The sequence below is a fragment of the Pseudoalteromonas sp. NZS100 genome (genome assembly GCF_015864815.1).
Classification (GTDB): Bacteria; Pseudomonadota; Gammaproteobacteria; order Enterobacterales; family Alteromonadaceae; genus Pseudoalteromonas; species Pseudoalteromonas distincta.
In genome coordinates this window covers 51,158-65,069 of the sequence record NZ_JADYWM010000011.1, presented here as the reverse complement: position 1 = coordinate 65,069, position 13,912 = coordinate 51,158, and the positions used below count along the sequence as shown (strand labels likewise).

The following is a 13,912-nucleotide window of genomic DNA, read 5'->3' as shown; positions in this document are numbered from 1 at the left end:
ACTGTTTTCAGCGTGTATTAACCTAAATATGTAATTATTAGCTCATTGAATAATCTTGTTCTTACTGATAAGTGAAAAGGATTTACTATGGCCATTCAAAAAAAGCTAAAAGAAAAAACGCGTAATTTTATTGACTCTAAGCATATGCTTAGCGGTATTACAGTGGCGTCGTTTTTAGAGTCAACCATAGTTCCTATTCCACTTGAAGCAGTGCTTGTGCCTCTTATGCAGGCTCGTCGAGAAAAGCTATGGCTTATAGCATTAATGGCGACCTTAGGCTGCATAGTGGGTGCATTGTTTGGTTATGCATTGGGTTATTATTTATTTGATGCAGTAGGCGATTGGATTATTAATACACTTTCGAGCCCTGAGCAATTTGAAAACGTTAAACAAAAAATGCAAGATCAAGGTTTTTGGTTTGTAATAACACTGGGCATTGTGCCCATTCCATTTCAAATAGCGATGCTTGCAGCAGGTGCGACTAAGTACTCTATTTGGCTATTTTTATTGGCCTCGGGTATTGCGCGTTCTATTCGTTACTTTGGCCTGGCTATTATTGTTTATTATGCCGGTAATGAAGCTGAGCGAATTATTAGTAAACATAAAACTAAAGCGATGGTTGGTATAACTATTTTAGTGTTGGGATTGTGGGGACTTAGTACCGTAGTTTAAGTTTAAATTTGGGGGGATTACGGTTTTCATCTTCGTGATGGTTTTTATTATTGTGCTATAGTTTTCAAATGAAGTACTGAAAAACCTAGCAATTAATATGATTGAAACAGTAAAACTTACCGTTAAACTTTCTAACTTTTATAAAATGCCTTTGATCAATAAAGTTTTAAGTTTAGCTTTATTGATCTATATTGCTATTTTTTCAGCCTACTCCCTAACTAACTTTCCTCCCTTACAAGTTCAAAACAATGTGTACGGTTTTACTACCGATTTTATTAATTTAATTGTCATTATATTTCTGTTTTGGATGGTTCAATGCTCTGAGCTATCTAAAAAAGCATATATTTTTCTAGTTTTGGTTTATTACTATGGAGTATTGGCACCACGGCAGACGTGCTTGATGAGTTAGTTGTGCAACCTTATTGGATAAGTATTTATTTTGAGGACTTATGCAGAACCAGCGGCATGCTTTTAACTTCCTATGGTTTATTTAAAACTATGCGCTTTGTACAAAGTATTAATAACCGATTAGCGCGTGAGCTCATTATTGACGATTTAACCAAGGTACATAATAGACGTTATTTTTATCAGCACGCTAAAGATGCTCAACACTCACCTTACGTTATTTTAATTATCGATATAGACCACTTTAAAGCAATTAATGATGAGTTTGGTCATGATGTTGGTGATGTAATGCTTAAAGAACTAGCAACTAAATACGACAATGCTTTTACGCACCAAAACAAATTTGCTCGCCTCGGTGGTGAAGAATTTGGTGGCTACTTGCTTACAAATAATATGACGCAAGCGTGTGATTTTTCACAGCAATTAATTGACCTTGCGCACACCATAAATATTCAAAACTCTCGTCACCTAACAGTAAGTATAGGTGTTGCAATGCAAACACCTAATGAGCCTTTAGATAAAGTAATGAAGCGCGCTGATCAAGCTTTATATTTAGCTAAAAAAAGTGGTCGGGATCGTTTTGAAATTGCCCCGTAAGCGTTTTAATTATATAAAAACACGTCCTTATTGTTTGCACATTTACTACACTTTTTAACGTTTTCGTAAGGAAATGTCAGTGAGGGTAATGCTTTGTAAATCATGAAATTAAAATAGAATGTTTGGGTCATAATGGGGATATTAATAATAAGGAATAACCTTAATGACCAACTCCCTTTTAAAAGCTGCATTACCCTTAAGTCTAATTACTATTTTGTCGGGCTGCGGCTCTGACGATAGCTCAAGCTCTACAGGTTACATCCAATTGTATAACGGCTCTTATAATAGCCCATACACACGTTTGTTTGTTGAAGAAACAGAGCGATCAGGCGCTGATTTTGCTGATGTAACTACTCGCCATAACTACAGCACAGACACTTATGATGTAAGTTTTGAGTATCTAGATGCTAACGACAGCTATATAACAATTAGCGATCAAGAAATTTCTATTAAGGGTGACAAAACACAGTTAGTAGTAATGAGTGGTAACTTTGATGAGCCTACATTTACAGAGCTTAGCGTACCTATCTCAAGCGATACGGGTGAGTTTAACTTAGGGTTTTACAATATTGCAGGTGAGGATACTAACTACGATATTTACTTAGCAACTGATGATGGCGTATTTGAAAGCGCGACACTTTTTTCATCGGCTCAATATTTAAGTGAGTTAGATCTGCAAAGCGTTGATGAAGGTTATTACACTATTTACATAACAGAAGCGGGCAGCAGTGATGTTGTGTACGAGTCGTCATCTGTTTATTTATACGATGAAGCAAGTTATGTAGCAATGATCCGCCCAAGTTATGCAACAGAAGAAGGCGGTATTACGCTTGATGTAGTAACCGATAATAACTACGTTACTGAGCTTAAACATCAATCTGCCCTAGGGCAATTACGTTTTATAAATACCGTTGATGACTACTCGCCAGTAAGCTTTTCTGCTACACGCGGTACAACTGTAAACACAACAAATACAGTCGCTAGTGACTCTTATACCGATTATGTTGAACTTTCGCCCAATAGTTACAGCGTAGCGATGTACGACGAAGAAGGTACAAAACTAGCTGATAACTTTTTAATGACGCTAGAGCGTGAGCAAAGTGCGGTGGGTATTTTTTATAACGACGTTGATAACGGTTTACGTATGATGAGCGTTGAAGAAAATCTAACACCAAGCAGTTACAGCCATACGGTATCGGTTGTAAATCTAATTGAAAGCTACGCAGGGCAGTCGGTTTCAGATGTAGATGTGTACTTTACACTTAACGGCGAAACGGTAGACGACACCAGTAACGTAGTCGATGGCCTAGATAAGTATGACCAAGAAGAGCAGGTTGTAGATAACGAAATTTACACGGTTTATGTTGTTTACGAAGACAACGGCCAGCAAATTGTGCTTATTCAACAAAGCGATATGGACTTTACACAAGAGGGTAACTACATATTGATTTTAGAGCATGATGAAACAACAAGCTCAGGTTATAAAATGACCCTAGAGCGCACTATTACCGATAGTGTTGAATAAACCTAAGCATATTAAGTAGCATAAAGCCTAAGCACTTTAAGTACTTAGGCTTTTTATTGAACAAAATTTACCTACTCATTAATAATTAGGTACACTCAGGGCATAATAATTGATAAGAGTGTGCCATGGATGATTTAGTTGGGTTAGCCGTCATAGTAATACTGGTTGTAGTTACCGGTGCTATTTGCGGCTTAATAGCGCTAGTGCAGTTAAATGGATTAAAACAAGAAGTTGCTGTTTTAAGGGCCAAAATAACACATCTACAAACATATAAATCGATATCGCAAAGTGAACCTCAAAGTGAAGCATCTACGGCTCAGGCAGCGCTTTCAAGATCAGAGCCAATTGCTCATAAAGCACAGCCAAGCTTAACGTCCCAAAACGCGTCGCCACCTGTAATAAATCAGCTATCAGCGCCTCCTAAAAAAGCCAAACCAGCTGCAGCATCAGCCATAGAATTACTATTTAATAAATTACGCGCAGGGTTTGAGCAAAACTGGATGACTTGGATAGGCGCAATAGCGCTTGCGTTTGGGGGCATATTTTTAGCTAAATACAGCCTAGAAGCGGGATTACTATCGCCTGTGATGAGGCTGAGTTTAGGTGGATTATTTGGACTTAGCTTAATTGCAGCCGCAGCTTATTTACACCATAAACGCATTGTATTTGAAGGCTTTAATAATTACATACCCGCAGCGCTTGCAAGCGGCGGGTTTATTACCTGTTTTGCTTTAACGCTTTTAGCTTACAGCAGCTACGATATGCTTAGCCCTACCGTGGCATTTTTTGCACTGGCAGTTATTGCAATTAGCGCAAGTGCTATGGCGCTTAGGTTAGGCCCATTATTGGCTGTATTGGGTATTATTGGCGCTTATAGCGTACCAATATGGGTTAATACAGGCAGCGGTAACTTGTTTACGTTATTCATGTATGTTGGTTTTGTAAGTTTGTCGGCTGCGTTAGTTGCACATAAAGTGCAGCGAGCTTGGTTGTGGTATTTATTATGGGCAGGGCACATTGGCTGGTATTTAGTTGGTTTTACGCTACTTAAAGCTAATACCGTTTGGTTAATGGGGGCATTTGCTTTACTTAGTATTGTAGGGTTAATTGCTATACCGCGCTTAGGTCTAAAACTGAATGTTATTGAACATCGCCCGTACAGTTTAAAACGCTTAATTAAAGTGCTTCCAGATCATGCATTACTACTCGCTTTTATAGCGCCCTTAATATTTACTATGTTGATCAGTCACTTTGATATGCAGTGGCAAGCAATCGGCGTGTTAAGTATTGTATTGGTGTTGTTTTTAGTCCTTAAAAATAGCCGTTGGGATATTTGGCAGGGCGTAACGTTAGTTATTTCAACGCTATTAGTATTAGGCGCTCAGCGCACGCATCTTTCGCCAAACCTATTTGATGACGCACTCTTTGTATTCAAAAATGAATACGGTTTGGGTTTATTGCTCGGATTGTTACTTACCGCTTTTGGGCTTTATTACGGTAAAAAACAGATTAAGCGTTTAGCGTTTCATATTACGGGAGCGTTTAGTGTATTTGTAATGATAGCTACTTTATATACGCTTATTCCTAATTCTGCGTTAAGTACAGCGTATCCGCTTTGGGCCGTTGTATTGTTTGTAGTGGCAGCTATTTTAATAAAGCTCGCGCAGCATAATACAACGCTATTTCAGCGTTTTACTTATTGGGTAGGCGCTAATGCCAATATTACGTTAGCAATTACCATGCTACTAAGTGACAGCGGCCTAACCATTGCTCTTGCTGTACAAGTATTACTTATAAGCGTACTTATTAAACGTTATAGCGTGCCTATGCCGCATTGGCCTATAAAAGCCTTGGTTGCTGCGTTATTACTGCGCTTAACGCTTGCGCCTTGGACACCAAGCTACGATGCGTTAACGGTATTTGGCTTGCATTGGAGTATTGTGGTTTATCCGATATGTATTGCGTTATTTTTTGCCGCAGCTAAGTGCTTTGACTCATCAAAACTTAAAATATGGCTCGAAGGTGCAGCTCTTCATTGTTTAGCGCTTTTTATTACTACCGAAACAAGTTATCAGTTAGTAGGGCATTATCCGCAATTTGATTCACTTAACTTTTACGAACAAATACTCCTTACCTGTAACTGGCTGGCATTAGGGTGCGTGTATTTACACAGAGCAAAACTTGCCGGTACTTTAGCTAAGTTATACCAAGTGGCGGGCTTTGCACTTGCGGGGTTAGCAGGGCTTTTTGCTATTAAAACACTGCTTGACGACAACCCATTATTTGAATCACTTTACATAGGTGAGCTGCCAATATTTAACTGGTTATTACTATTGTGGTTAGTACCTGCAGGATTAACGCTTTGGCTGGCCAAGCTTGTAAAACCAATAAATGCTAAAGCTACGCCATTTATATTGGCCGTTGCAGGTGGCTTTATATTATTGGCAATAAACAGCTTTATTCGTCAGTACTGGCAAGGTCCTTACATATACTTATCAAAAGGGGCGAGCAATGCAGAGCTTTATAGTTACTCTGTTATTTGGTTAGTATTGGGGGCGGGTACTGTTATTTTTGGTCATTTAAAAAATCAATTATTAATACAAAAAGTAGGCCTAGGGATACTAGCTGCCGTTATTGTTAAAGTGTTTTTAATTGATATGGCTAACTTGGAAGGCTTACTTAAAGCGCTTTCGTTTATTGGATTAGGGCTTTCGTTGGTCGGGTTAAGTTGGTTGTTCCAAAAGCTTAGAAGCCGAGTAAATCCAGTTTAACTTTATGAATACTTTATAAAGCAAAGCCCAGTGAAGATACTGGGCTTTTTGTTTTACGCTATTACTTGATAGCTTTTAACTAGAATACTTTTAACTAGATCACTTTTTACTAGCTTATTATGTACTGTGATTAAGCAGTGCCTTTAGTTTGCCCGGTTTAATTGGCTTACTTAAATAATGAATATTAGCGGCTTTGGTTTCTTGTTTAAGCTCGGTGTCGCGCACGGCGGTAATTAAAATAGCAGGGACTTGGCTTTGCCAAATTTCGCGCAGGGTTTTAATTAGCGTTATGCCATCGCAGTCATTGCCTAATTGGTAGTCCATTAAAATAACATCGGGTGCACCGTTTTGCTTAGCGTGCGCCAGTACATTATCTACGTTATCAAAAAGGGTGTAATTAGCTTGCCACTTTTTAAGTAAGCTTGCCATTGCTGCTAAATTTTCAGGGTCGTCGTCTACGGCAACAATATTAATTGCTGCACGGTTTTCTATTAAGCTATTTGTAGTACTTTTTTGTTGTACAAACTGCTCGTCGCCATAAGGTACTTCAATACTAAAGCGGCTACCTTTATTTGGCTCAGAATGCACATCAAGCGGCAAGCTTAGTAAGTCAGCCATACGTTTTACCACACCTAGGCCTAAGCCTACGCCTTTGTTATCGCCCGACTCAACACGGTAAAAGTCGTTAAATATTTTAGCTTGCTCTACTTCGCTAATACCTGGGCCTGTATCCCATACTTCTATTCGTAAATTATGCTTTCGGTTCCTACAGGCAATTAATACACGGCCATTATCGGTGTATTTAACTGCATTAGAGACCAAGTTTTGAATAATTCGGCGCAAATAGGTTATATCGCTGTGCACAATTTGCTGGTTTGAACGCACACTAAGTTTAAGGCCTTTATCACTTGATAAAATAGCGTATTCACTTTGTAGTGGGGCTAAAATATCTTCAATATAAAAGTGGCGAGGGGTAGGGGTCATAGCGCCTTGCTCAAGCTTAGCTATTTCAAGCAGTGCCGACATTAAATGCACGGTTGAATCGAGACTGTCGCCTAGTTTTTCAAAGCTGTTTTGGTTAGTGCTGTCGAGCTGTTTTTCGTCAATGGCGGCAAGGTATAAACGTGCTGCATTTAACGGCTGTAAAATGTCGTGGCTCGCCAGTGCTAAAAAACGCGTTTTACTGTCGTTGGCTTGCTCTGCTTCTCGTTTAGCTAAAGTAAGTGCTTGCTCGGTTTGTACGCGGCTATCTATTTGAGCTTGTAAGTCTTTATTAATAGTCTGCACTTCTTGAGTACGTGCTTCTATGCGGTTTTCAAGATCCATGTTTACTTCTTCAAGCGCATTTTGCGTACTTATGTGGTTTGTAATATCTGAAAAGCTGGTAACAAATCCGCCATCGGGCAGCGGGTTACCAATCATTTCGTATACTTGGCCATTACGACGGTGGCGAATAAAATGATGCGAGCTGCCATATTTTAAATGCTGTACACGTTTTTCTACTTGGCGTTCTATTTCACCGGGGCCACATTCACCACGGTTAGCGTTGTATCTAATAATGTCTTCTATGGGTTGGCCTACTTCTAAAAAGCCTTCAGGGTAGCCAAACATTTCATTGTAGCGTTTGTTCCATGCAACGAGTTTTAAATCTTTATCAACAACTGAAATACCGTGGCTTAAATTTTCGAGTGAGGTAAATAACAGATTTTGATTAAATTGCAGCGCTTGTGTGGTTTCGTCAAAAAAGTTTACAACTTCTTCAAACGCCATACGCTTACCTGACGATACCGTATGTATTAATGCTTGCGCTGACGATGCGCCAAGCACGCCTGTTAATGCGCGTTCGCAGTAGGCTATAAATTCAGGCTCTGGGTGTGCGTTGTTATCGCTTAAATGATGGGCGAGTGCGTAATGGGCCAATACTTGTTGGCTGCGCTGAATACCTAGAAATGTTTGCAGTAGTATTTTAAAGTCGTAAACGGTGGCTTTTACGTCTTTATTTAAGCGCCTTGATAAAATAGCCTGATCTTTAGGGTTAACAAAAGCAGCGGCCTGAATTTTATCAATTAAGCGCTCCTCAGCCCCAAGTGAAAAACTAATATAACAACCAATATTGGCAAACAAAGCTATCAATGTTCCACGCGTTATAAGCGTTTGTTGCAGCTCGCTATCAAGGGTTGTGCCGGCATCGAGTATTGGCAGCATTAAAAATAGTATCCAGCAAATAAAGCCTGCTACCAAACCCGCATACACCCCATAAGCATGACCTTTTCGCCAATATAAACCACCCACAATAGAGGGCAGCAATTGGGTAACAAGTGAAAACGCCACCAAGCCCATACTGGCCAGTGCGCTACTATGGCCAAACCATTGCTGATAGAAATAGGCCAAAATTAATATGCCTGCAATAGCAAATCGCCTTACAAGTAATATACGAGACTTATAACTGCTGGTAATTAAGTTACGTTTAAACTTTCTACGCAGCATTAACGGCAGTACCACATCGTTTGAAATCATCGTGCTTAATGTAAGCGTTGCTACCACTATCATTGCGGTGGCGGCCGATAGTCCACCTATAAATACAAAGGTGGTTAAAAAGGCGTTGTCGTTAATTAGCGGTAGGGCAAGTACAAAGCTGTCGGGTGAATAGCCGCTGCCAATTTCAGGATGAATGGCCGCAGTCGCAATAGGTAAAATCATTGCGGCTGTTAGTAGTAAATACAGCGGAAAAGCCCAGCGAGCGGTAAGTAAGTGGCGTTTGTTTTGGTTGTCGACCACGGTTACATGAAACTGGCGAGGCAAACATATAATAGCCGCTGCAGCCATTAAAGACTGACCAATAAAGTTAAAGCTAAAAAAGTTAAAATCGCTCCAGTGACCCCAAATAGACTCAGTTACTTTGTTCGTGGTGGCTTCGGGTAAATTAAAAAGTGTAAATACTGCAAGCCCCGCAACGGCAATAAGAGCAATAAGTTTGATCATAGATTCAAATGCAACAGCGAGCATTAAGCCAGAGCGATATTCAGTTACATCAACTTTGCGAGTACCAAAAAATATAGCAAATAAAGCCATAATTAGTGTGGCAGAAAGCGCGAGCATATCGCCGGATATTTTATTACTGTTTTGCAAAAGTAAAAAGCTTGTACTAAGCGCTTTTAATTGCAGTGCAATGTAGGGAATGGTTGCCAGTAATGCGATTACAGTAACCATTATTGCTGTAGTTTGACGTTTGCCGTAACGAGCTGAAATAAAGTCAGCAATAGTCGTTATATTTTGTTTTTTACTTACCAGTACCAGCTTACGTAAAAATCCTTGGCCGAATAAAAACAGCAACGCAGGGCCTAATAATATTGGCAAGTAACTCCAACTGCTGGTGGCGGCTGTTCCCACCGAACCGTAATAAGTCCAAGAGGTACAGTAAATCCCGAGTGAGAGTGAATACACAAATGGGTGATGGCTAATACGCTTTGCCAAAGGGGTTGTTTTATCGCCCCAATTGGCAAGCCAAAACAGCACACCTATATAACTTAAAGCAACAATAATGAGTACGGCAGTCATGTTGTTATTAAACCTTATTATTTTAAATAGTCCCTCATCCCTATGAGGGATTAACACAATACCAGAACTGGGGTTAAGTGTGAGGGTTGAATTTAAAATAAAACTTTTATTTTATTTATATCTTATTGAATATTGACAGTAAAAATAAAACACCCTTGAGCATTAGACTAATGTCGCATTAATGACCAACTTATCAATTTAATCATAAAGCCAGCTTACAAAAACAGCCTAAGCAATTGAAATAATATAAAAATATATAAAACACGCTTGAATGATAAATACAGTTTACGTAAACGTTAACAGGCTGTTACGACTATGGTCTCAATTCAATATGTAACCAGCGTTGCTAAATTGGTAAGCGAAGATAAAAAACCACTCATCGCGATATTGCGGTGCTTAAAGGGGAAAACAAAAATGGCTTTTAAAGATGAAGAACAAGCAAAAGCTTATTGGGCAGAAAACATTTCGCTGTTATTTAAACTGTTAGCAGTGTGGTTTGTCGTGTCTTTTGGCTTTGGCATATTACTGGTTGATGTACTTAATGAAGTACGTTTTTTTGGGTTTAAACTTGGCTTCTGGTTCGCCCAGCAAGGCGCGATTTATACCTTTGTTGCTTTGATTTTTGTGTACGTTTTCAAAATGAATACGTTAGATAAAAAATACGGCGTAGACGAATAGGAGCTAAGCAATGGATGTTCAAACACTCACGTTTTTAATTGTTGGTTTAAGCTTTGCGCTTTATATCGGCATAGCAATATGGGCCCGAGCGGGTTCAACCAAAGAGTTTTATGTAGCGGGCGGCGGCGTACCTCCTCTTGCTAATGGTATGGCAACAGCTGCCGATTGGATGAGCGCCGCGTCGTTTATTTCAATGGCGGGTATTATTTCGTTTGCAGGTTACGATGGCAGTGTTTACTTAATGGGGTGGACAGGTGGTTATGTACTATTAGCCATGTGTTTAGCGCCTTACTTACGTAAATTCGGCAAGTTTACTGTGCCAGACTTTATTGGCGACCGTTACTATTCACGTACCGCGCGTTTAGTTGCTATTTTTTGTGCCATATTCATTTGTTTCACTTATATAGCAGGGCAAATGCGTGGCGTAGGCGTGGTATTTTCACGCTTTTTAGAAGTAGAAATTGAAACCGGTGTTTACATTGGTATGGTGATTGTATTCTTTTATGCGGTACTTGGCGGCATGAAAGGCATTACCTACACACAAGTAGCGCAGTATTGTGTACTTGTATTTGCCTACCTTGTACCAGCCATTTTTATCTCGATGATGATGACGGGTCATTTCTTCCCGCAAACCGGTTTTGGTGCCACATTGATTGGCAGCGATGGCGTGTACGTACTTGATAAACTAGACGGCTTAAGTGCTGAGCTTGGTTTTGCACAATATACCGAAGGCTCTAAGAGCATGATTGACGTATTCGCTATTACTGGTGCGTTAATGGTAGGTACTGCTGGTTTACCACATGTAATTGTACGCTTTTTCACTGTACCTCGCGTAAAAGACACGCGTATTTCTGCAGCATGGACACTTGTGTTCATCGCGATTGTTTACACAACAGCACCTGCGGTTGCAGCCTTTGCTCGTGTAAACATGGTTGATACTATTAATGGTAAAGACGGTAGCGGTACAGCTTACGCAGAAGCACCAGGATGGATTAAAAACTGGGAACGCACAGGTTTAATTACATTTGATGATAAAAACGGCGATGGCAAAATGTTCTACACGGCGGGTAAAATCACCGATCCGAACAGTGCTAACGAAGTAAATGTAGACCGCGACATTATGGTATTAGCAAATCCAGAAATTGCTAATTTACCAGCATGGGTAATTGCACTTGTAGCTGCCGGTGGTATTGCCGCTGCATTGTCTACAACAGCAGGTTTACTACTGGTTATTTCGACCTCCGTTTCGCACGATTTACTCAAGCGAACCCTCAAGCCCGATATTACCGACAAGCAAGAGTTACTTGCAGCGAGGTTGGCAGCCATGGTCGCTATTGTTATCTCCGCGTACTTTGGTATTAACCCGCCTGGATTTGTGGCATCGGTAGTGGCATTTGCATTCGGCTTGGCGGCAGCGAGTTTCTTCCCAGCAATTATTATGGGTATATTCTCTAAAACAATGAACCGAGAGGGCGCAATTGCAGGTATGGTAACGGGTATTGGCTTTACCGCTGCTTATATTATCTTCTTCAAGTTTGTAAGCCCTGAGCTTAACAACCCTGAACATTGGTTTTTAGGTATTTCGCCTGAAGGTATTGGCTTAATTGGTATGATTATTAACTTTGTAGTAGCTGCAGTTGTTCTTAAATTTACTCAAGCTACACCTATTGAAATTCAAGAAATGGTAGAAGGTATTCGTAACCCTAAAGGGTCAGCTGAAGCGCACGATCACTAGGCAACATTTACAGATATAGTAAAAAAATATAAAGCACCAAAAGCCCGACTTTAGTCGGGCTTTTTATTTGTTTAATAAATAAGTACATTAGATTGGTACATCACCATTTAAAGAGCGAATACAATGAGTGTAGAACAACAAGAGATAGCCCAATACGTTTGTTTGCAAGCGCCTTTTACTATGCTTGATAGCAGCGCATACGAATATTTTGTAAATCATCTTGATATTATTTACCTTACCCGCGAAAACCAAACTCAGTGGTTACAAAGTGAAAACCCTAAACTATTTTTAATTCGCTCTGGTTTGTACGACCTAGTTGATGGCAAGGGCGATGTTGTTACGCGCTTAGCGCAAGGTGACTATTTTGGTTTTCCGTCGCTGTTAACCGGTGAGGCAATTCAAAATAGATTAGAAGTACAAAAAGAGGGCATAGTGTATATGCTCTCTCAAACGCACTTTGATTTTTTACGCAGAGAATATAAATCGTTTGAGCAATACTTTGTACGCGCTCATGCTAACCGGTTGTTGTCATCGCATTATAAAAGTAAAAACGATAGCTGGTCGGAACGTAAAATATCAGAGCTGATGACGCGCACAGCAATTACGCTTACGCCCGATGCAAGTATTAGGCAAAGCGCTAAAAAAATGAAAGAGCATGGTGTGTCGTCAATAATGATAACGCAGCACGCGCACTTAGTAGGGGTGGTGACCGACCGCGATTTACGCAACCGAGTACTTGCCGACGAGGTAGATCCACAAGACGCAGTAAGCAGTATTATGACCGCCAAACCTAAGTTTATATTTGAAAATAACCGGGTGTTTTCGGCGCTACACTTAATGCTTAAATACAATATTCACCATTTGCCCGTGCTTGACGAAAACCATAACCCGATAGGGATGATAACCAGCACCGATTTACTACGCCAACAAAAAAGCGACCCCGTACAGCTTATTGGGCGCATATATAAAGCGCATACTGTTACTGATTTAAAACGCTACGCTAAAGAAATTCCCGAACTTTTGCGTGGTTTTTCGTACAACATTGACGACATATCGCTAATTGGTAAATTACTCAGTGGTTTAACCGATGCGCTTACATCGCGCCTGATTCACTTATTTCAAGAAGAGCATGGCGCAGCGCCAACCAGCTTTAGTTTTATTTGCTTTGGCTCGCAAGCACGCGAAGAACAAACCCTGCATTCAGATCAAGATAACGGCTTATTACTCCCTAACGACTTAACCACCGAGCAACACGCTTACTTTAAAAGTATGGGGGAGTTTGTATGCGAGAATTTAGTTGAGTGCGGCATTAGGCGTTGCCCAGGTAATATTATGGCAAGCAGTGATGAGTGCCGTATGAGCGTAAACGACTGGAGCGAGCGCTTTTTTAAATGGATAAAAAGCCCCACACCCAATGCAATGCTTAACTGTAAGATATTTTTTGACCTGCGATTTATTGAAGGTTCAAACGCTTTATACACAGCTTTTTGCGAGCAACTAATTCGTATATCGCGTAACGACTTATTCTATGCCGCAATGGCAACCGACATAAGTAGCAACAGCGTGCCAATTGGTTTATTTAATAAATTTAAAACCGAAAAAACAGATCAAAATAATAAATACATAGATTTAAAAAAACGCGGTGTCGTAATTATAAATGACATAGTGCGGTTATACGCTTTAAAAGCGGGTATTAGGCGCGCCAACACGCAAGAGCGGTTGGACGCACTACTAAAACATAAACTGATCAGCAAAGAAGATATATACAACCTAAAAGACTGCTGGCGGTTCTTAACGCAGTTGCGCTTGAGTACACAAATAAACGAAGAGGGCTTACCGAGTAATTGTATTAATCCTAATAAATTAAACTCACTAGAGCGCCATCAACTAAAAGAAGCGTTTTACCTTGTTAAACAAGCGCAGCAAGCCGCCGCGTTTAAGTTTGCTCGCGGCAGTTTATAATGATGGATT

General features: G+C 40.1%; 8 protein-coding genes. 7 read left to right on the top strand and 1 reads right to left on the bottom strand.

Going from position 1 to position 13,912, the window contains the following annotated elements; all coding sequences use genetic code 11:
- Positions 1-87 precede the first annotated feature (87 nt).
- The 4 genes from I6E69_RS12650 (at position 88) to I6E69_RS12635 (ending at position 5,970) form a co-directional block, all read left to right on the top strand.
- Positions 88-672 (top strand): YqaA family protein, encoded by a 585-nt coding sequence (locus I6E69_RS12650; protein ID WP_149594045.1) that lies wholly within the window; start codon positions 88-90, stop codon positions 670-672.
- A gap of 393 nt (positions 673-1,065) precedes the next feature.
- Positions 1,066-1,674, top strand: coding sequence for a GGDEF domain-containing protein (locus I6E69_RS12645; RefSeq protein ID WP_331459128.1), 609 nt, complete (start codon positions 1,066-1,068; stop codon positions 1,672-1,674).
- Positions 1,675-1,837: 163 nt separating this feature from the next.
- Positions 1,838-3,199 carry a hypothetical protein gene (locus I6E69_RS12640; protein WP_182737247.1) on the top strand — a complete coding sequence of 454 codons (1,362 nt, stop codon included), beginning with the start codon at positions 1,838-1,840 and terminating at the stop codon, positions 3,197-3,199.
- A gap of 125 nt (positions 3,200-3,324) precedes the next feature.
- Entirely contained in the window at positions 3,325-5,970 is a 2,646-nt protein-coding gene (locus tag I6E69_RS12635) for a DUF2339 domain-containing protein (protein WP_197121369.1), read from the top strand.
- Positions 5,971-6,087: 117 nt separating this feature from the next.
- Here I6E69_RS12635 and I6E69_RS12630 read toward each other — a convergent pair whose 3' ends face one another.
- Entirely contained in the window at positions 6,088-9,528 is a 3,441-nt protein-coding gene (locus I6E69_RS12630; RefSeq protein WP_197121368.1) for a PAS-domain containing protein, read from the bottom strand.
- Positions 9,529-9,942: 414 nt separating this feature from the next.
- Here I6E69_RS12630 and I6E69_RS12625 point away from each other — a divergent pair, with 414 nt between their 5' ends.
- The 3 genes from I6E69_RS12625 (at position 9,943) to I6E69_RS12615 (ending at position 13,903) form a co-directional block, all read left to right on the top strand.
- Positions 9,943-10,206, top strand: a complete 264-nt coding sequence (locus I6E69_RS12625; RefSeq protein WP_002961535.1) for a DUF4212 domain-containing protein — start codon at positions 9,943-9,945, stop codon at positions 10,204-10,206.
- A 10-nt stretch (positions 10,207-10,216) separates the two neighbouring features.
- Complete coding sequence (locus tag I6E69_RS12620) at positions 10,217-11,941, top strand: sodium:solute symporter family protein (RefSeq protein ID WP_002961534.1); 1,725 nt, start codon at positions 10,217-10,219, stop codon at positions 11,939-11,941.
- Between the two features lie 123 nt (positions 11,942-12,064).
- Positions 12,065-13,903 carry a DUF294 nucleotidyltransferase-like domain-containing protein gene (locus I6E69_RS12615; RefSeq protein WP_197121367.1) on the top strand — a complete coding sequence of 613 codons (1,839 nt, stop codon included), beginning with the start codon at positions 12,065-12,067 and terminating at the stop codon, positions 13,901-13,903.
- The last annotated feature ends 9 nt before the right edge of the window (positions 13,904-13,912 follow it).

Bases quoted from the DNA above. Each gene is read 5' to 3' on its own strand.
- I6E69_RS12630 (WP_197121368.1), bottom strand. From the start codon at position 9,528: ATGACTGCCGTACTCATTATTGTTGCTTTAAGTTATATAGGTGTGCTG.
- I6E69_RS12640 (WP_182737247.1), top strand. From the start codon at position 1,838: ATGACCAACTCCCTTTTAAAAGCTGCATTACCCTTAAGTCTAATTACT.
- I6E69_RS12635 (WP_197121369.1), top strand. From the start codon at position 3,325: ATGGATGATTTAGTTGGGTTAGCCGTCATAGTAATACTGGTTGTAGTT.
- I6E69_RS12615 (WP_197121367.1), top strand. From the start codon at position 12,065: ATGAGTGTAGAACAACAAGAGATAGCCCAATACGTTTGTTTGCAAGCG.
- I6E69_RS12620 (WP_002961534.1), top strand. From the start codon at position 10,217: ATGGATGTTCAAACACTCACGTTTTTAATTGTTGGTTTAAGCTTTGCG.
- I6E69_RS12625 (WP_002961535.1), top strand. From the start codon at position 9,943: ATGGCTTTTAAAGATGAAGAACAAGCAAAAGCTTATTGGGCAGAAAAC.
- I6E69_RS12650 (WP_149594045.1), top strand. From the start codon at position 88: ATGGCCATTCAAAAAAAGCTAAAAGAAAAAACGCGTAATTTTATTGAC.